General features: G+C 55.4%; 19 protein-coding genes and 1 pseudogene. 9 read left to right on the top strand and 11 right to left on the bottom strand.

All coding sequences use genetic code 11. The annotated features are described in order from the left end of the window. Positions 1 to 12 precede the first annotated feature (12 nt). Positions 13 to 1092, bottom strand: a complete 1080-nt coding sequence (locus tag GKR98_13625; protein QMU59137.1) for an aminotransferase class V-fold PLP-dependent enzyme — start codon at positions 1090 to 1092, stop codon at positions 13 to 15. A 130-nt stretch (positions 1093 to 1222) separates the two neighbouring features. Then, positions 1223 to 1684 carry an Rrf2 family transcriptional regulator gene (locus GKR98_13620; GenBank protein ID QMU59136.1) on the bottom strand — a complete coding sequence of 154 codons (462 nt, stop codon included), beginning with the start codon at positions 1682 to 1684 and terminating at the stop codon, positions 1223 to 1225. A gap of 160 nt (positions 1685 to 1844) precedes the next feature. Here GKR98_13620 and GKR98_13615 point away from each other — a divergent pair, with 160 nt between their 5' ends. Together GKR98_13615 and GKR98_13610 are read left to right on the top strand one after the other, a co-directional pair. Beyond that, positions 1845 to 2498, top strand: coding sequence for an alpha/beta fold hydrolase (locus GKR98_13615; protein ID QMU59135.1), 654 nt, complete (start codon positions 1845 to 1847; stop codon positions 2496 to 2498). 177 nt (positions 2499 to 2675) lie between these two features. Then, positions 2676 to 3887: an NADP-dependent isocitrate dehydrogenase gene (locus GKR98_13610; protein ID QMU59134.1), complete on the top strand. Its 1212-nt coding sequence runs from the start codon at positions 2676 to 2678 to the stop codon at positions 3885 to 3887. A 64-nt stretch (positions 3888 to 3951) separates the two neighbouring features. On the opposite strand, the gene GKR98_13605 is transcribed toward GKR98_13610, so the two are convergent. The 3 genes from GKR98_13605 to mutL form a co-directional block, all read right to left on the bottom strand. Further along, entirely contained in the window at positions 3952 to 4899 is a 948-nt protein-coding gene (locus GKR98_13605) for a hypothetical protein (protein ID QMU59133.1), read from the bottom strand. Positions 4900 to 5006: 107 nt separating this feature from the next. Continuing rightward, complete coding sequence (gene rmuC / locus GKR98_13600) at positions 5007 to 6176, bottom strand: DNA recombination protein RmuC (GenBank protein ID QMU59132.1); 1170 nt, start codon at positions 6174 to 6176, stop codon at positions 5007 to 5009. Next, positions 6173 to 8005 carry a DNA mismatch repair endonuclease MutL gene (mutL, locus tag GKR98_13595; GenBank protein ID QMU59131.1) on the bottom strand — a complete coding sequence of 611 codons (1833 nt, stop codon included), beginning with the start codon at positions 8003 to 8005 and terminating at the stop codon, positions 6173 to 6175. Before mutL ends, rmuC begins: the two co-directional genes overlap by 4 nt. Before the next feature lie 117 nt (positions 8006 to 8122). Here mutL and GKR98_13590 point away from each other — a divergent pair, with 117 nt between their 5' ends. The 3 genes from GKR98_13590 (at position 8123) to GKR98_13580 (ending at position 10757) form a co-directional block, all read left to right on the top strand. Beyond that, positions 8123 to 9010 (top strand): EamA family transporter, encoded by an 888-nt coding sequence (locus tag GKR98_13590; GenBank protein ID QMU59130.1) that lies wholly within the window; start codon positions 8123 to 8125, stop codon positions 9008 to 9010. A 117-nt stretch (positions 9011 to 9127) separates the two neighbouring features. After that, positions 9128 to 10402 (top strand): phosphopyruvate hydratase, encoded by a 1275-nt coding sequence (locus GKR98_13585; GenBank protein ID QMU59129.1) that lies wholly within the window; start codon positions 9128 to 9130, stop codon positions 10400 to 10402. A 61-nt stretch (positions 10403 to 10463) separates the two neighbouring features. Then, positions 10464 to 10757 (top strand): hypothetical protein, encoded by a 294-nt coding sequence (locus tag GKR98_13580; GenBank protein QMU59128.1) that lies wholly within the window; start codon positions 10464 to 10466, stop codon positions 10755 to 10757. A 68-nt stretch (positions 10758 to 10825) separates the two neighbouring features. Here GKR98_13580 and GKR98_13575 read toward each other — a convergent pair whose 3' ends face one another. After that, a complete protein-coding gene (locus GKR98_13575) occupies positions 10826 to 10990 on the bottom strand; it encodes a hypothetical protein (protein QMU59127.1) in 165 nt (54 codons plus the stop codon). A gap of 887 nt (positions 10991 to 11877) precedes the next feature. Between GKR98_13575 and GKR98_13570 the strand changes: the two genes are divergently transcribed. Continuing rightward, positions 11878 to 12171, top strand: a complete 294-nt coding sequence (locus GKR98_13570) for a hypothetical protein (protein QMU60105.1) — start codon at positions 11878 to 11880, stop codon at positions 12169 to 12171. Between the two features lie 40 nt (positions 12172 to 12211). Here the strand turns inward: GKR98_13570 and GKR98_13565 are convergent, their stop codons facing one another. After that, complete coding sequence (locus tag GKR98_13565) at positions 12212 to 12436, bottom strand: hypothetical protein (GenBank protein ID QMU59126.1); 225 nt, start codon at positions 12434 to 12436, stop codon at positions 12212 to 12214. Positions 12437 to 12580: 144 nt separating this feature from the next. Here GKR98_13565 and GKR98_13560 point away from each other — a divergent pair, with 144 nt between their 5' ends. After that, complete coding sequence (locus GKR98_13560; protein ID QMU59125.1) at positions 12581 to 13000, top strand: cupin; 420 nt, start codon at positions 12581 to 12583, stop codon at positions 12998 to 13000. A gap of 193 nt (positions 13001 to 13193) precedes the next feature. On the opposite strand, the gene GKR98_13555 is transcribed toward GKR98_13560, so the two are convergent. After that, on the bottom strand, positions 13194 to 14312 hold the full coding sequence (locus tag GKR98_13555) for an anhydro-N-acetylmuramic acid kinase (protein QMU59124.1): 1119 nt from the start codon (positions 14310 to 14312) through the stop codon (positions 13194 to 13196). Between the two features lie 81 nt (positions 14313 to 14393). Between GKR98_13555 and GKR98_13550 the strand changes: the two genes are divergently transcribed. Then, a complete protein-coding gene (locus GKR98_13550) occupies positions 14394 to 15647 on the top strand; it encodes a tyrosine--tRNA ligase (protein ID QMU59123.1) in 1254 nt (417 codons plus the stop codon). Positions 15648 to 15649: 2 nt separating this feature from the next. After that, positions 15650 to 16132 (top strand): GNAT family N-acetyltransferase, encoded by a 483-nt coding sequence (locus GKR98_13545; protein QMU59122.1) that lies wholly within the window; start codon positions 15650 to 15652, stop codon positions 16130 to 16132. Between the two features lie 33 nt (positions 16133 to 16165). Here the strand turns inward: GKR98_13545 and GKR98_13540 are convergent. The 3 genes and pseudogenes from GKR98_13540 to GKR98_13530 form a co-directional block, all read right to left on the bottom strand. Next, positions 16166 to 17146: pseudogene (locus tag GKR98_13540) on the bottom strand (DUF3179 domain-containing protein). A gap of 268 nt (positions 17147 to 17414) precedes the next feature. Continuing rightward, on the bottom strand, positions 17415 to 17972 hold the full coding sequence (locus GKR98_13535) for a peptidylprolyl isomerase (GenBank protein ID QMU59121.1): 558 nt from the start codon (positions 17970 to 17972) through the stop codon (positions 17415 to 17417). Further along, positions 17965 to 18471 carry a peptidylprolyl isomerase gene (locus GKR98_13530; GenBank protein QMU59120.1) on the bottom strand — a complete coding sequence of 169 codons (507 nt, stop codon included), beginning with the start codon at positions 18469 to 18471 and terminating at the stop codon, positions 17965 to 17967. The genes GKR98_13535 and GKR98_13530 overlap by 8 nt, the downstream gene beginning before the upstream one ends. Positions 18472 to 18590 lie beyond the last annotated feature (119 nt).

Below are 18590 nucleotides of genomic sequence, written 5' to 3'. Positions count from 1 at the left end.
TCGGCTCTCCCATCACGCCGCCCGTTGGCGGAATTTTCGTTCCTGCGTCAGCCACGCATCTGCAAAGCGCAGCACATCTTCTTTAGTCGTCGTCGGCCCCAACGAGACCCGCAGCGCACTTTCGGCCGCTCTATCGTTCAATCCCATAGCCCGCAAAACACGCGGCGCTTTGACCTTTCCGGACGAACACGCCGACCCAGAAGATACCGCGATTCCAGCCAGGTCCATCTGCATGACTTGCGTTTCGCCCTTCCAACCCGGAGTTACAAAACACGAAGTGTTCGGAAGGCGCTCGAGGTCTTTCCCGACAAAAATAGTCTCTTTTGCGTCAGCTACCAGTGCATTTTCTAGAATATTTCTAAGTTTCTCGACTTCCGTCCAAATGCCACTCGACAGATCTCGCTCCGCCGCCTCACAAGCTGCACCAAACCCAGCAATGCCTGCAACATTCTCCGTGCCAGACCGGCGTCCCATTTCCTGGCCGCCACCTTTCTGTAAAGCATTGATATCCATGCCATCTCTGACGATCAAAGCACCAACGCCTTTGGGTCCACCCAGCTTGTGCGCCGACATGATTGCCAGATGAGCGCCAGACCAATGGAAACTCCAAGCAATTCGCCCCACGGCCTGCACGGCATCTAGCAACAACATGTCGCAGCGGACCTCACCAAATGGAAAACGCCCATCATTTGCCTGCGGTGAGTTGCTGATAACACCGGTCTCTGAGTTCGCGACGCCCATCGCCAGGGTGTGACCTGGGCCATCGTAATGATCGCTGGCACCGGTCAGATCAAAATGCGTCCAGAGACAATCGTGGGATGTCTCATCCACACATACCGCGCAATTCGGCGGCAAGTTCCGTAGCACATTGGCGGCTTCTGTTGCACCAGAAGTAAAGACTACTTCACTTGCCTTGCAGCCAACTAACGAGGCGACTTGCCCGCGGGCGCGCTCGATAATATTGCGTGCTGCGCGACCTTCTGCGTGCACAGAAGAAGGGTTTCCACTACCGTCCAGTGCAGCCTTCATTGCCTCGCGTGCTTCGGGGCATAGAGGAGAGGTCGCGTTCCAGTCCAGATAGGTGCGTTTCAAGATCGGGTATCCCCAACTTGGAAATCCACGCGATTTCCGGTGTGGAGTTCGAAGCGAACTTCAAAGACACCCTGAAGTACAAGGCAAATCGAAAACACGTCGTTTTCGCACGTGATGTTCGTGACGGGCATCAACTTTCGTCCACCAATTCGAACAGCGCCGGTACAGCGGGACATGGAGCTAGTTCATTTTCCACAATGTCACTCAAACGCGTTTGATGCAGGAAAACATAGACATGCGCGGACAGGCCTTCCCACAAGCGATTAGTCAACGATTGCGCCTTTGAACCAGACGAACCGCCAGATGCCCCTGCCCCCGTATGCAATGCGGAAACCGTTTCATCGACGGCTTCCAGTATGTCACTCACGCGCACATCTGCTGGTCGCTTCGCCAATCGATAGCCGCCACCCGGACCTCTGACCGATTCCACCAGTCCGGCGCGCCGCAGTTTGACGAACAATTGCTCAAGATAGGGCAGAGAAATGTCTTGCCGTCGGGAAATTTCGGCGAGCGACAACAGGGTTCCGTCCGGCACTGTTGCCAGATCGGCAAGCGCAACCATCGCATATCTACCCTTTGTGCTAAGTTTCATGCCGCCGAGACGTCCTAATATTGTTGACCTTTCCGACCGCGCAGCATACTTCACCCTTCGTCCGCGGTGGCGTGTCTGGTTCAATTTAGAACGCTTCTAAAGACCCCGACTAAATTCGTCAAGAATTGGGGCGCGGCAAGTTGAAGGAAGATGGCGACCTATGCCCGAAGTAATTTTTCCCGGACCCGAAGGCCGCCTTGAAGGGCGCTATCACCCGCAAAAGGCGAAGGACGCGCCAATCGCGATCATTCTTCATCCACACCCGCAATTCGGTGGAACGATGAACAATCGCGTCGTCTACAACCTGCATTATGCCTTTTTCAATATGGGGTTCACTGTTTTAAGGTTTAACTTCAGAGGTGTAGGGCGCAGCCAAGGTGAATATGACCAAGGCGTCGGCGAACTGAGCGATGCAGCTTCGGCGCTGGATTACCTACAGTCCATGAATCAGAACTCGAAGCATTGCTGGGTTGCGGGATTCTCTTTTGGGGCCTGGATTGGCATGCAATTGCTGATGCGTCGCCCTGAAATCACCGGCTTCATTAGTGTATCGCCTCCGGCCAACATGTATGATTTCTCTTTCCTGGCACCATGCCCGTCGTCGGGTCTGATCATTAATGGAACCGCAGACCGTGTTGCACCGCCTCGCGACACCCATACGCTGGTAGAAAAGCTTCACGAACAAAAGGGCATTACAATCACCCATACAGAGATGGAGGGTGCTGGTCACTTCTTCGAGGACCCTCATATGGAGGGGATGATTGGGCACGTAACCAACTATGTTGAGCGTCGCCTGACAGAAAACACTCGTTAGAGTATTAGTCTAACCGACCATCGACAGACATTAGATTCAATCATTCGCCCGGCACGCCGGGCGTTTGGATATTAGGAGCCAATTTTTTTGGTATACTTTGGCATACCGACTTTTCATTACCGACGACATGGCGTATTGGGCGACCAAACAATTCCACCCGCAACGGAGACACCGCCGATGTCAAAGATCAAAGTCGAAAACCCGATCGTCGAAATGGACGGCGATGAAATGACCCGCATCATCTGGCAGCTCATCAAAGACAAGTTGATCTTGCCGTATCTGGACGTTGACTTACTGTACTACGATCTGGGCATCGAAGAACGCGATCGCACAGATGACCAGATCACTATCGATGCTGCCGAAAAAACCAAAGAAGTCGGTGTTGCAGTCAAATGCGCTACGATCACACCGGACGAAGCGCGGGTTGAAGAATTTGGCCTAAAAAAGATGTGGCGCTCGCCCAACGGAACCATTCGCAACATTCTGGGTGGCGTTATTTTCCGTCAGCCGATCATTTGTCAAAACGTTCCTCGGCTTGTCCCTGGCTGGACCCAGCCGATTGTCGTTGGTCGCCACGCCTTTGGTGATCAGTATCGCGCAACCGACTTTCTGTTTCCAAGTGCTGGCAAGCTGACCATGAAATTCGTCGGCGAAGATGGCAAAGAAATTGAGCATGAAATATTCGATGCGCCGTCATCCGGTATTGCCATGGGCATGTATAACCTTGACGCATCTATTTACGACTTTGCACGGGCTTCGCTCAACTATGGCCTCAACCTTGGGTGGCCTGTTTACCTTTCGACGAAGAACACAATCCTGAAAGCCTATGACGGTCGATTCAAAGACATCTTCGAGAAAGTTTATGAAGAAGAGTTTAAAGAGCAGTTCGAAGCTAAGAAGATCTGGTATGAGCACCGGTTGATCGACGATATGGTCGCAGCTTCATTGAAGTGGTCCGGCGGATACGTCTGGGCCTGTAAAAACTACGATGGTGATGTTCAGTCCGACACAGTTGCGCAGGGCTTTGGCTCTTTGGGCATGATGACATCGCAGCTGATGACGCCTGACGGCAAAATCGTAGAAGCCGAAGCAGCACACGGCACTGTGACGCGGCACTATCGCCAGCACCAGAAGGGTGAGCAGACATCCACCAACTCGATTGCGTCGATTTATGCTTGGACAGGAGGACTGAAGCACCGTGCCAAGCTTGACGGCAACGAGGCCCTGAAAAGCTTCGCCGAAACGTTGGAGAAAGTCATCGTCGATACCGTTGAAAGTGGTCACATGACCAAAGACCTAGCGTTACTGGTTGGCCCGGACCAGAAATGGCTGACGACCACAGGATTTCTTGAGAAGATTGACGAAAACCTGCAAAAGGCGCTGTCGTAAAATAGAAGGGCCGGCTTCCAAGCCGGCCTTTTGCATTGTTGGATAGCCAAACTTTTCAATGCCTTCATTCTTCGTCGGCTGAAAAACCCGCGACTCCAAGGAATTGATACCCGCCGCTTAATCCTGGCCCTAAAACAGTCTCATCAAAACCGACAACGCCGGAGATCTCGTGGCCATCTACACCGTAGAAGGTGCCTCCGACGGACGTAGCAGAGGAGCAAGTGTATCCAGCGCTGCAGGTCATGTCGGGACCACCAACAAATCCACTGCCCACGATGTCCGCTCCTACGAATATCAATTCGTAGGGAATAACACCGGCCAACACATCGAGTTCACCGGCCAACCGTGCTGAAATGGTTGACGTGCCAAAATCGGCTTGAAGCTGTATAGCACCGGTGGTTTCAACCTCGCTTTCAGTTACTGCCCCATCAAGATCAAGCATCTGCCCGTATCCGAAGTAGCTTCCGGCGTAATTTACTGTGTCCGAGCGTGCATCTATCTGGGTAGGGTCAGTTTCAAACCCGAAGGCGTAGACACCTTCCATGTCGATGGAATTTGCAACTGCCGGGCCATATCCCTCGTAAGCGTATATGCCGCCAGTACCAGACTGGGTCAGCGCATAGTTGAGGTAGGACCAAACCGATTGCCCACTGTCCAGTGTTCCAACACCACCGGTAAATGCGACCGGTGTGCCATCAATTGTCAGGATCACGTCCCTGCTGGACCGGTCGAGAAATCCGACCGGTATGGTCGCTGTTTCGTCTGTTATGACGATTTCGGTTGTTCCGGCGGTTTCATCATGAACGAAACGCGCCAATTTTACCGTAATGGACTCGCCCTCAACGTCTGCAAGCAATTGCGTTCCATCCGCAAACGCGAGACCAGAATAAGACACATCGGCATCGGTTCCGCCAAGAAAGCTTGGATCACCAACATGTCCTGGCAATGGACCTACACCGCATCCCGCCAAGGATGCCGCCAATAAACTGCTTAAGATCAAACGCTTGGCCATTACACACCCAAAGGACAACAACCGAGTTCACACGGTTGAGTTCCTTCTAGCGGTTCAATTTGATGAAAATTCGATGAAAATAAGGCCAAGAGCACTTAAACTGTGAGCTACTCTTTTGGCGCCAATCGCACGATATCGCCGCTTGAGTCCGGTGCAAGTTCTTCAAAGTCGAAATTGTCCAGTCTCTGCGCTCGTCGCCCGGCTTTGTCGGCGCTGATCTTTATGTCCGCTATATCCTTGGCAGCCTGACCAAAATGGCGGTCAAGATTCTCGACGCGTGCCGTCAGGCGGTCCACATCTCCGTTCAACAATCCAAGTTCTTTTCGAATGGCACCGGCCTGTTCACGCATTCTCGCGTCCTTCAAGATGGCGCGCATCGTGTTCAGAGTTGCCATGCAAGTGGTCGGAGACACAATCCACACTCGCGCCGCAAAGCCTTCGCGAACAAGGTCAGGGAAGTTGGCATGAAGCTCGGCATAAACAGCCTCGGACGGCAAGAACATTAAAGCGCCGTCGGCAGTTTCGCCGTCTAGAATATACTTTTCGGATATGGCCTTGATGTGGGCTTTGACCGCAGTTTTCATCGCCCTGCCCGCCTCGACTGTCTCGCGATCGGTTTCGGCGTTTCTAAGCTGTTCGTAAGCTTCCAACGGAAATTTTGAATCGATGACGATTGGCCCCGGTGGATTCGGCAAGTGGATCAGGCAATCAGCGCGTTTGCCGTTCGACAGCGTTGCCTGCAATGAATAACTGTCCGATGGAAGGGCTTTGGTGACGATGTCGTTCAATTGGATTTCTCCGAACGCGCCACGTGTCTGTTTGTTTGAAAGTATGTCCTGCAACGTCAGCACGTCGCCGGAGAGCTTTTCGATATTGGCCTGGGCTTTGTCGATGGTTTGCAGGCGCTGCTGTAATTCGCCCAATGACCGCGCCGTCCGCGTTGCCGACCCCTGAAGATTGTCGTTCATCTTGGTCGAAACTTCGGACAGCCGTTGCTCCATCAGCTTCAACATATTGGCCTGGCTGGCAGCCTGGGCTTCGCTGACATGAGTAAGGCCACCGGCCAACTGATGTTGACCATCCGACAGGCTTTGGACCCGTTGGGATAGCGTCGCCATATCCTGGGACAATGGGCGCATCATCTCCGTTGATTGCCCGGCGCGGCGAACAGACATGAAAAGCAGAACCAAAACCAGCAACAACAACGCACCGCCAAAACCGATCAGCAAAACAATCGGATCAGTGAATGCGTAAGACGTTTCGCCTATCTGGATCATCGTCTTCCGAACAGCCGCTCGATGTCGGCGAGTTTGAGTTCAACGTAGGTTGGTCGGCCGTGATTGCACTGACCCGAATGAGGTGTTTCCTCCATCTCGCGCAGGAGCGCGTTCATTTCTTCGGCGCGCATCTGGCGACCTGAGCGCACCGAGCCATGGCAGGCAACGCGGCTGAGGATCGCGTCGATACGAGACTGAACGGCTGAGCTGTCACCCAGGTCCTTAAGCTCGTCAAGGATGTCTTTTAAAAGCGCCGTGGCATCGACAGTGCCAAGAATTGCAGGGGTTTCGCGCACGGCGACCACGCCCTGCCCGAATGGCTCGATAGTCAATCCAAAGTTCGCCAGTTCGTCGGCAAATTCCAGCAACAGCGCCGCTTCTGCCCCAAACTCGACGATTTCGGGCACTAAAAGCGCCTGTGCTGCCACGCCATTGGCGGCCATTTGCCGTTTGAGTTTTTCATATACCAGGCGCTCATGCGCAGCGTGTTGATCGACAATTACGATGCCGCTTTTTGTTTGAGCAATTACATAGTTCTCGTGGACTTGCGCGCGCGCCGCGCCCAGTGGAAAATCAGCTGTCGGCGTCTCGTCTGGTGTGGGTTCAATGCGAGCCGATGCGGCAGCGAACGAAGCGCCGGTTTCCGAAAATCCGGACTGTTGATCTTCAACAGGTTTTCCTGGCGTGGAGTAAGCTGGCCTGCGGTCGATTTGATAGACGCGCGCTTCTGATTGTGGCGCTGAAAATGCCCCCAGTGTCTCGCCAGCGACAGTAGTCGAGGCGCGGTGCCCCGCGTCGGCCAAAGCATGGCGCAGACCCGACACGATCAAGCCACGCGCTATGCCGGGATCGCGAAATCGAACCTCGGCTTTGGCGGGATGAACATTGACGTCCACCAGTTCTGGGGCGCAATCGATGAACAGAACTGCCGCCGGATGCCGGTCACGGCTAAGAAAATCTCTATAAGCCCCCCGCAAAGCCCCAATCAGCAGTTTGTCCCGCACCGGGCGGCCATTGACGTAAAGAAATTGCTGGACGGCGGAACCGCGCGAATAAGTCGGCAAAGCAGCAAAGCCGGTCAGGTGCAAACCCTCGCGCTCGGCATCAATTGCCAGCGAGTTTTCGGCAAAGTCACGCCCTAAGACTGCACGCAAACGGCGCGACAGAGCCTGCAGAGGTTCGCCGGACTCTGCATCGACGGCGAACAAAGTGCGCGGCTTGTCAGTTGCGTCAACCAGCGTGAATTTCAGATAAGGCTCCGCCATAGCAAGACGTTTGATCACGTCTGTGACTGCCTGCATTTCTGCGCGTTCCGTGCGCAGAAACTTTAATCTGGCCGGAGTTGCAAAAAACAGATCGCGCAATTCAACCACGGTGCCGTCGTTACCAGCAGCTGGTCGCGCCGAACTTTGATTGCCACCTGAGACTTTAATCTCGGCAGCTGCGTCCCCGGCGATCCGCGAAGTTATGGTCAAACGCCCGATCGCACCGAGGGATGGCAGTGCCTCGCCCCTGAACCCGAAAGACTTGATGTTCAGAAGATCCGAACCGTCTATTTTTGATGTGGCATGGCGTGACAAGGCAAGGGGAAGATCGTCGGCGGGAATACCACAACCATCATCTTCGACCCGGATCAGCCGTTTACCGCCTTCAGCAATTGTGATCGAAATTCTATGCGCCCCGGCGTCAATGGCATTCTCAACAAGTTCTTTGACGGCCGAGGCCGGACGTTCGACCACCTCACCCGCCGCAATTCGATTGATAGCTCCTTCGTCCAATTGACGAATTTTCGGCCTGGATTGGCTCATATTGGGGGCGGCAGCGGTCATGCCTCAACAGATAGCAGTTCGCCGACACCTCGTCCACGCCAGACGCACGGCCTGTGGACCAATATTTTCCCAGCCATTTCCAACACCGAGCAGCCCTGATACGTGCCGGGGATAAGAATGGAGCCACCCTTGGCAAACATGCGCGCAATCATCTTGATGACGACGGCAATGGCGTTTTTCGCCTTTTCAGACGCATTCATCAAAGAAGTCACACTGACTATCAGCGTGCCGCAATGTATGGCGCTGATTTCGATTGGAAATCTTTTGATCTTTGCGCCGCAAGTCTGGATGCACGGTGAGCGGATCTTTTCGCGCAATGTCTTTAACACAGCGGTAATCGCACGAACTATAGGCGAGGTTCTGGGCTCGATCGGTGTGGTCATGTCGTTGGCAACCATCCCGCTGGCAACGGCGTCGGCTCTGTTTCAGGCCCAGCCCCTAGCAGTGACACTTGCCGCAGCTCTTGTCCTGAAGGAAACCGTTGGTTGGCGCCGCTGGAGTGCAGTTGCTATCGGGTTTGGTGGTGTGATGGTGATTTTGCGGCCAGGTGTCGGGGAGGTTGATCCAAACCTTCTATGGTCAATTTTGGCCATCATAGGATTAACCATGAGAGATATCGGATCGCGCGTTCTTCCCGCCGGGCTTTCGAGCCCATTTGCCCTGACATGGGCCGTGATTGCCCTTTTGGTCGTGACTACGGCAATGGTCGTTTTTGGTGATGGGTGGACACCGATGGATACGAAATCGATATTCTTGGTCCTAGGCGCGACGATCACTGTGACAATAGCGTTTATTGCCGTAACGCTGGCAATGAGAACGGGTGAAGTCTCGGCAATTGCGCCGTTTCGATACACACGCATGATATTTGCCCTTACCATAGCCTATTTCGTTTTTGCAGAAGTTCCAGACGTTTTCACGTGGGTCGGCACATTCATTATTATCGGGTCGGGCATCTATGCATTCTGGCGCGAACGCCACTTACAATTGGCAAGGCAGAACCCTTAAGCCTTGTAGACACAGTCCTTTTTTCGCGGGACTGTTAGCGGTCACAGATGTCGCGTTTCCATCTGGAAATGAGACTGCTATAGAACGCGCAAATTAACACTCAGCCACAGGTCTGACATGAGCACCATCATTGATATTCACGCCCGCGAAATTCTGGATAGCCGAGGCAATCCGACCGTTGAGGTCGACGTTATGCTGGAAGACGGCAACATGGGCCGCGCGGCGGTTCCATCAGGTGCGTCCACCGGCGCGCATGAGGCCGTTGAGATGCGCGATGGCGATAAGGCGCGCTATATGGGCAAGGGTGTTCTGGACGCCGTGGCAGCCGTAAACGGCGAGATTGCAGATGCTCTGGTTGGTTTCGACGCGACCGAACAGCAGGCGATTGACGGCGCGATGATCGAGTTGGATGGCACTGCCAACAAGGGTCGGTTGGGAGCGAATGCGATCCTTGGCGCTTCACTGGCAACGGCGAAGGCAGCGGCAGATTTCACCGCTCAGCCGCTTTATCGATATGTCGGCGGCACTTCGGCGCGGGTTCTGCCGGTGCCAATGATGAATATCATCAACGGTGGCGAACATGCCGATAACCCGATTGATATTCAGGAGTTCATGATCATGCCGGTCAGTGCTTCGAATATTCGCGAGGCTGTTCGTATGGGCTCGGAGATTTTCCATACGCTGAAGAAAGAGCTTTCAGCGGCCGGTCTTTCGACCGGAATTGGCGACGAAGGCGGCTTTGCGCCGAACCTGTCTTCGACCCGTGATGCCTTGGACTTTATCCTGAAAGCCGTTGAAAAGGCTGGATATACACCGGGCGATGATATCATGCTGGCGTTGGATTGTGCGGCCACGGAATACTACAAGAACGGAAAGTATGAGTTCTCAGGCGAAGGCAAATCACTGTCTTCAGACGAGAACGTGGCCTATTTGCAGGCGCTGGTTGCTGATTATCCCATCCTGTCGATTGAGGATGGGTGTGACGAGGACGATTGGGACGGCTGGAAAGCGTTGACGGAAGCTTTGGGTGACAAAGTGCAGTTGGTCGGGGACGATTTGTTTGTGACCAATCCTGAGCGTCTGTCGCGCGGGATCGCAGAAGGTGCGGCAAACTCTTTGCTGGTGAAGGTGAACCAGATCGGGACATTGTCCGAAACGCTGATGGCAGTCGATATGGCACACCGCGCGCGGTTTACATCAGTGATGTCGCACCGTTCAGGTGAGACCGAGGATGCCACGATTGCGGACCTTGCGGTTGCTACCAACTGCGGTCAGATCAAGACTGGATCGCTGGCGCGGTCGGATCGGTTGGCGAAATACAATCAGTTGATCCGCATCGAAGAATTACTTGATGAAACAGCAATTTACTCGGGGAAATCAATCTTGCGCTAAGTCCGTTTTCGCGCCTTTTCGCATTTATGGTAGCCTTCGGGCATCAAAATGGAGGGGCGAGATGATTGTTCGTATCTTTCGTGTTGTTGTTTTTGACGACAAGATTGATCAGTTTCGTGACTTTTTCCTTAACACTGCGGTCCCATTGATGAATGGGACCGACGGCATCGAGACAATTCACTTTGGATTGCCGCGACCGGAAAAGCCGAATGAGTTCTCGATTTTCATGATCTGGCGGGATCTGGAGGCCCTGAAGGCTTTTGTCGGCGATGATTGGCAGGTACCGCATATTCATGAGGATGAGGCAGGGATCGTTAAGGAACGTTATTTGCACCACTATGATCTTGTTGCCTGAAGGGCGGCGCGGCGTCTTGGATTGAGAGATGAACGCCGCGCCTTTTCCGGACTTGCGGGCCGGAAATTCTAGAGCCAGATCCGGGTGTTGTAGAGATCGCGGCGTGTTTTGTTCCGTGCTGTGTTGCGCGGTTCCAGAGTGATTAGATTTGCGTTTGCATCGTGGTGAATACGACGCCTTACCGTCGTGGTTTCGGGCTTTGAGCGGAAAATGCGTTTGGCGAAATTTGTCATGGTCTTGGGTCCGATGTGCTTGCGTTGGTTGGCGACTTGATGACATCAATCTGAAGATACCCAGCCGGTCGCGATATCGGGCAGATGTCCCGGTTTTCGATTTTATGTTGGAAATTCAGTGGGACAGATGTCCCGAAGGGGGGAAATTGCGGCCCGTTCGGTATGCCAGAGCAGAAGATGGACTATCGCTGGCGTGGACCCGTTCCGGTCAAGGGATGCCGTTGGTCAAGGCCGCGACTTGGCTAACCCATTTGGAATACGATGCCGAAAGCCCGATCTGGTCGCATTGGGTGGATTTCCTGGAAAGCCGCTTTGACTATCTGCGTTATGACGAACGCGGATGCGGCATGTCAGATAAGGAACAGGGCGAACTGAGCATCGACAACTGGGTCAGCGATCTGCGCCGAGTTGTGGAAGCTGCGGATATGCCGAAACCTTTTGTTTTGCTCGCAATGTCGCAGGGAACCGGTGCAGCAGTGGAATACGCATTGAGGTATCCCGAGGACGTCTCTCATCTGGTGATTTGGGGCGGCTATGCGCGTGGCGTCTATAGGCGAGCCGAGCCTGCGCAGGCTGAGATATATGCCGCCGTTATCGAAGCGTTCCGGGTCGGGGCGCATTTACCCAACCCGGCCTTTCGGGAGCTGTTTACAAAGCGGTTCATTCCGAATGGGACGCCGGAAGAAATCAACTGGTTCAACGACTTGGTTCAACGCTCGACCCCGCCGGATGTGGGTGCGCGCCTGTTGCAAGCGCGGGCGGAAATGGATGTGTCTGCCTCGTTGGAGAAAGTGACCGTTCCTACCCTGATTGTTCACGGCGAGGATGAGTTGATTGCGCCGTTTTCGGAAGGGAAATTTCTGGCACGCAACATCCCGGGCGCCGAGATGGTGGCTGTGCCAAGTGCGAACCATATCTTGCAGGCATCCGAGCCGGGATGGGGCATATTTCGCGAGGAATTACTGCGGTTTACGGGTATCTCTTCAGGCCTGACTGTGGCTGGTTTGACCGACCGTGAGCAGGCCATTCTGGACGAGATATGCGCCGCCAAAAGCAACAAGGCGATTGCTCGTGACCTGGGGGTCAGCGAGAAAACGGTGCGCAATCATGCGACACATATCTACGCCAAGCTGGGGGTGGCGACGCGACAGGAGGCGATCCTGAAAATCAAAGGCGTATAGTTCTGGGCTACCAATCTTCGATTCTTGGCAGAAACATCAACTAGAAGCAGTCAAAAAAATCTGCGTGCTCGTCGATTGCTGATTTGGCCTCTTCAGGCAGATGGTCATCTTCACAAACCGGCACCATTGGAATGTCCGGCATGCCGACATCTTCAGGAATTTGTGAGGCCGGCTGTATGTCCAGAACTGGCAATTCAACATCTTCTGGCACCGCTTCGTTTGCCACTGGAACTGCCTGCGGAGGCATGCCTTTAAAGGGGTTCATCTTTTTACCTGTTGCTTGTTGTTTTCGGGAGTATGAACGGTGGCTGGCTCAAGATGTAGAGATGACTAAAACTTTGAAGCTATGTGATTCTTTTGGGTCACACCGGGCTTTCTTGTGGGTGCGAACTCTGCGAAAATCAATGTCATGAACGCTGAAGATATCATTACGCGGCTGGGTCTTGAGCCGCATCCTGAGGGTGGCTGGTATCGTCAGACATGGGTTGCGGACGATGGGCCGCGGGCTTCGGGGACTTGTATCTACTTTTTGCTGAAAGCGAGCGAACGCAGCCACTGGCATCGCGTGGATGCTGTTGAAATTTGGCACTTTTATGCGGGTGCACCATTGGTTTTGCGAATGGCCGAGGACCAGAACGGGCGGGTGGAAAAGCACGCGTTGGGACCGAATTTGACGACTGGAGAAACGCCGCAGGTGATCGTTCCGAAAGGCTGGTGGCAGTCGGCGAAGAGCACGGGCGATTGGACATTGGTGGGGTGCACAGTCAGTCCGGGCTTTCAGTTTGAGGGGTTTGAACTGGCGGCACCGGGGTTCGATATTCCGTCGTGAATGGCCCGAAATCTGCTTTCGGTATTGCGTCGGTATCACGTCGGTGCCTGCGAGCGGTGGTGTTAGGTTTCGTTAACCTTTCGGAAACGGATTTCGACGCGAAATCCGGGGAGCGGGCTGGCGCCCGCGTGCCTTCGGCGAGGATATTTTTGGGCCAATAATGGGGGCTGCCGCTGGGCAAAGATCTTTGACGTTAGGACATTGCCTTGGTCAGCATTCCTGGCAGAGAGTGTTGACCGCCCCCGACGGGTGCTGGCACACGCGTGGTGTTGGGGGCGCTGGTCGGCAAGCCGCGCATAACGCGCACGGCGAGATAGGCGAAGGCCTGGGCTTCGAGCATGTCGCCATTCAGTCCAACCTCTTCCACCGGGATCACCGGACATGGTGCAAGTGCTGCGATCATTTGCATCATACCGGGGTTGTGTCGTCCGCCCCCTGTGACCAGCAGTTTTTCCGGGCGTGTAGGGCAGTGTTCCAACCCGCGCGCGATGGCCGCAGCGGTTCCGGCAGCAAGTGTGGCAACGGCGTCAGCGTCGGACAGTTCAGCGACGGCCTGGGCCCATAGGGCGAAGTCTTCGCGGTCAAGCGACTTGGGGGGGATGCGCAGGAAGTAGGGTTCGCCCTTCAGCATCGTGTCCAAGACATCGGCGTCGACGACACCGGTCTCTGCAAGTGCGCCGTCGCGGTCCATGGTTTCGCCGCGTCGCACCTGCATCTGGTCGTCGATCTTGGCATTGCCGGGGCCGGTGTCGAAAGCCAGACATGCGCCGTCCTGTTCCGGGGTGTCGAAGTTGGGATCAACCCAGGTTAGATTGGCGACACCGCCGATGTTGAGAAAGACCCGGGGACCAGTGGCCCCGATCATCTGGGCGAGGGCGAAGTGGTAGAAGGGAGCCAGTGGAGCGCCCTGCCCGCCCAAAGCCACATCGTTGCTGCGAAAATCCCAGACCACGGGTTTGTCCAGAACCTCGGCCAGAAGGGCACCGTTGCCGGCCTGAACCGTTAGGCCATCCTCGGGTCGATGAAACAGGGTCTGGCCGTGAAAGCCGATCAACGCCGCACCGTCGAAGCCCGCCAGCAATTCGGCGTGGGCGTTTTCGACAACCTCGGCAGCGGCAGCGACTTCCGGTCCCTCGGCTTGGCCAAGTGCGGCACGGATCACTGCGCGCTCGGCATCGGTGTAGGCGCGGTAGGCGGTTTCGCCGAATTCGTGCACCTTGACGCCATCAGTCAGGATCATCGCCGCATCGACGCCATCCAGCGAGGTGCCTGACATCGCGCCCAGCGCCCAGATTGGCCCGTTATCTGACATGGCTTTTCCTCTGCCCCCGAGCGGATTATAGAGAGCAGCGCAATTCGCGGCCCCTTTGGCCCCAAGCATAGACGAGACCACATGACCTATCACCCGAAATCCGACTTTCTGGCGACGATTATCGAGCGCGGCTTTCTGGCCGACTGCACCAACTTGCAAGAGTTGGACGAGGCTTTCGCGGGTGGAACGGTGACCGGGTATATCGGGTTTGATTTGACAGCGACCAGTCTGCACATCGGTAACCTTGTGCAGATCATGCTGCTGAGATGGATGCAGAAGACCGGGCACCGGCCCATCACACTGATGGGCGGCGGGACGACAAAGGTCGGGGATCCGTCCGGCAAAGACGAGATGCGCAAGATCATTTCGGTTGATCAGATCAATGCAAACGCCGACGGCATCCGAAGCGTGTTTTCGCGCTATATTTCTTATGGCGACGGGCCGACTGACTCGCCGCTTGTGAACAATGCCGAGTGGCTGGACAAGTTGGGTTACATCGACTTTCTGCGCGACATCGGCAAGCACTTTACGATCAATCGATTGCTGGCGTTTGAAAGCGTGAAGTCGCGGTTGGACCGGGAACAGGCGCTGAGCTTTATTGAGTTCAATTACATGCTGTTACAAGCCTATGACTTTTTGGAACTGCACCGCCGTTATGGCTGTGTGTTGCAGATGGGTGGTTCGGATCAATGGGGCAATATCGTTTCGGGTGCCGATCTGATCCGACGGGTTGAGGGTGCGGATGTCTTTGGGCTGACAACGCCACTGGTGACGCGTGCGGACGGCAAAAAGATGGGCAAATCAGCGGATGGCGCGGTTTGGCTGAACGAAGACATGATGTCGGGCTATGAGTTCTGGCAATGGTGGCGCAATGTGGCGGATGCCGATGTTGGCAAGTTTTTGAAAATGTTCACCGAGATGCCGATTGAGGAATGTGATCGCCTGGGCGCGCTTGGCGGGTCTGAGATCAATGACGCCAAGATCATTCTGGCCAATCAGGTGACCGGGCTATGCCGTGGGCCAGATGTTGCAGAGTCAGCCGAGGCGACTGCGCGTGAAGTCTTTGAGAAGGGTGGTGTTGGGGATGATTTGCCGACACTGGCTTTGACGGGCGCAGATCTGGGTGACGGCATTTCGGTGGTGCAACTGATTGTGCGGGCCGGTTTGGCGAAGTCGGGCAAAGAGGCGAAACGCCTGATCGCTGAGAATGGGGCCAAGTTGGATGACCAGCCATTGACCGACGCCGGTCTGATGTTGGATGCGGCGGCTTTGGCGTCTCCGATCAAACTGTCAGCCGGCAAGAAGCGGCACGCATTGGTGACACTGGCGGACTAGCGATGGACGGCGCTGTAGATATCCGGTTGATGCGTCCAGACGAAGTTGAGGCGGCCGAAGCGGTGCTGACAATTGCGTTCCGTCGATATTTGCTGCTGATCATGAAAACGCCGGAAGTTGAAGAGAATCCCTATGACTATCTGCCGGAAGCGGTGGCGGATGAGCGTTCCTGGGTCGCTGTATTGGGCGGTAAGATTGCCGGTGCAGCGCAGGTTGACCGGGCCGGCGAAACGGCTTGGAAGATTGATTTGGTCGGAGTTTTGCCAGAGTTCTCCGGACGCGGATATGGCGCGGAATTGATGGCTCGTATTGAGGTTGATGCCAGGAAACGGGGCGTAGCGACGCTGTCGCTGCACACAGCCGAGAAGGCAACGGGTTTGGTGCGCATGTATGAAAGTCTGGGGTTTCAAACCGTGCACAAGGGGCCACCGCCACACGGGTTAGACAGCAATATTCGCTGTTACATGGAGAAGACGCTGTCGTGATGCGGCCCACCGATGGGCGGGCCGCGATCGATGTTAGCTGCCGCTGAGCATCCAGTCGCCATCGGGGAAGAAGGCGTGGAATGCGAAGGCGAACATGACGTCGTGGGGCAAGTCGGCGCCCGCGCCATCTTTGACACGCACGGTGCCAACGCTGCGGCCTTCGGCCATATTGCTGCTATCCAGTGCTGAGGCCTGACCGTCAGTCCAGCTGAGAGTAATGCCGGCCTCGGTGATCTGGCCTTCTTCGCGGAGGCGCTCGTAGGTCTAGGCTTTTTCACCGACGCGCACGACGCGCATCAGTGCCGGGATATCGTGTGGCGGAAGTTCACCGCTGTAGAGGAAAGGTCGGGACGAGCTGTCGTAACCGGCGTAGGGGTTGCGACCATACTGTCGACGCCAACCGGGTTCATCCATCACAAGACCGTCCGGATTGCGTTCGATGAATTCGCTCCAGCTTTCCATCCACGTCGGCATTTGGGTCAGCTCAACGCCGGTCAGTTCGCCGACAATGCCAGTGCCAACTGCTTGTTGCCACCAGCTTTCGGTCTGGCGGTCATACATGACCATGTCGGAATTTCTGAGCTTACCAGAAACACCGAAACTCAGGACCTTATCATCGACGCGCCGATCAAACGTGATGCCCGAATTGCACAAGGGGCAGAAGGTGACGGCAATGGGCACGCCATTGACCGTGTCGTTAACAATCTCGTGCCAGGTCAAATAGCGGATTGGATAAGCGCGCGGCTCGGCCCCGTCGATCTCGACTGTGATCACGGGTTCGCGTTCGCCAATCCGGGTTTCATCGGCTGCGTTGATGAAGCTGACCTCATCAAGGGCCGGAATGCCATCTTTGGGGGGGCCGCCGGACATGATCTCGCGCCAGTCGTCGATGGTTGTAATATCAAAATCAGTGTCCGGCCATTCACTTTGCCAGCGTGATGGTTCGGCACTTGCGGTCGTGAGGGCTGCGCTGGTGGCAAAAGCCGCAACGAAAGCGAGGGTCTTGAGGCGCATCATGTATCCTCCTGCACATCATTTAGGAACAATGTGGCAGGTCGAAACGTCCCGGCATACCCCACCTCACGCGGGGTTGATCAGACGTTTTAGGATCGTCAGACGGGCGCTGAGACGTAAGAGGGTTTAATTGAGCAATAGAGCGAGGGGCGCTGCCCCTCACACTCCCCGGGATATTTCCGGGCCAATAATAACATGTTTTTGTGAGCGTCTGGTCAGGGATTAGGGCGAACCGGCTCCCGCGAGCCGGTTCGATAATCATTGAATTTTAGCGCTCGACGGTAACGGTTGCCATTGCATCAGGCTCGCCAATGACGGAACCGTTGGCGCCTTTACCCAGTTTGATTGCATCGACGATATCCATGCCTTCGATCACTTGCCCAACGACCGTATATTGACCGTTCAGGAAATGGCCTTCGGCAAACATGATGAAGAACTGGCTGTTGGCAGAGTTAGGGCTTTGCGAACGCGCCATGCCGACGACGCCGCGATCAAACGGTATTTCGCTGAATTCTGCTTCCAGATCAGGGCGGTCCGAGCCGCCACGGCCGGCCATGCGCATATCGCCGCCTTTTTTGCCGAACTCGACATCGCCGGTCTGGGCCATGAAGCCTTCGATCACGCGGTGAAAGACGATGCCGTCATAAGCACCCTCTTCGGCGAGCGAAGTGATCTGGGCGACGTGACCGGGGGCGACGTCTTCGAACATGTCGATGACAACGCGACCCGCGACTTCGATCAACAGATTGGGACCGGGGCCGTCTTCAACGCTTTGCGCGAAGACGGGTGCTGCGATCAGCGAAAGAACAGCTGCCAGCTTACGCATCGGCAGCGACTTTCACGCTGAGCATACGATCAGGGTTCATTGGCGGTTCGCCGCGAGCAATGGCGTCGACATGTTCCATACCCGAGATAACGCGGCCATAGACGGTGTATTGGCCGTTCAGGAACGCGTTGTCCGAGAAGTTGATGAAGAACTGGCTGTTGGCCGAGTTCGGGTTTTGCGAGCGCGCTGCGCCTATGGACCCGCGATCATGGGGGATACGGCTGAATTCGGCGGGAAGGTCGGGGCGGTCAGAACCGCCGGTGCCGGCGCTGCGAATATTAAAGCCATCTTCGAAATCGCCGTGCTGGACGTCGCCGGTCTGGGCCATGAAGCCGTCGATGACCCGATGGAAGACAACGTTGTCGTATTCACCGGCGCGGGCCAGATCTTTCATCCGGTCACAGTGGGCGGGTGCGATATCGGGCAGAAGCTCGATTGCGACGGTGCCGTCTTTCAGCTCGATCAGGATGGTATTTTCAGGGTCTTTATAGTCGGCCATGGGGCTCTCCTTAACTCGGTTTGCGCGGACATTAATGCGAGCGCTGGGCGAGGAAAAGCCGAAAGGCGACGATCCGCCTGTTGACGCCACGAACAACCACGATAGTGAAAGGCGAAACG

Origin of the sequence: Boseongicola sp., assembly GCA_014075275.1 — a bacterium.
Classification (GTDB): Bacteria; Pseudomonadota; Alphaproteobacteria; order Rhodobacterales; family Rhodobacteraceae.
This window is presented reverse-complemented; position numbering and strand designations above follow the sequence as displayed.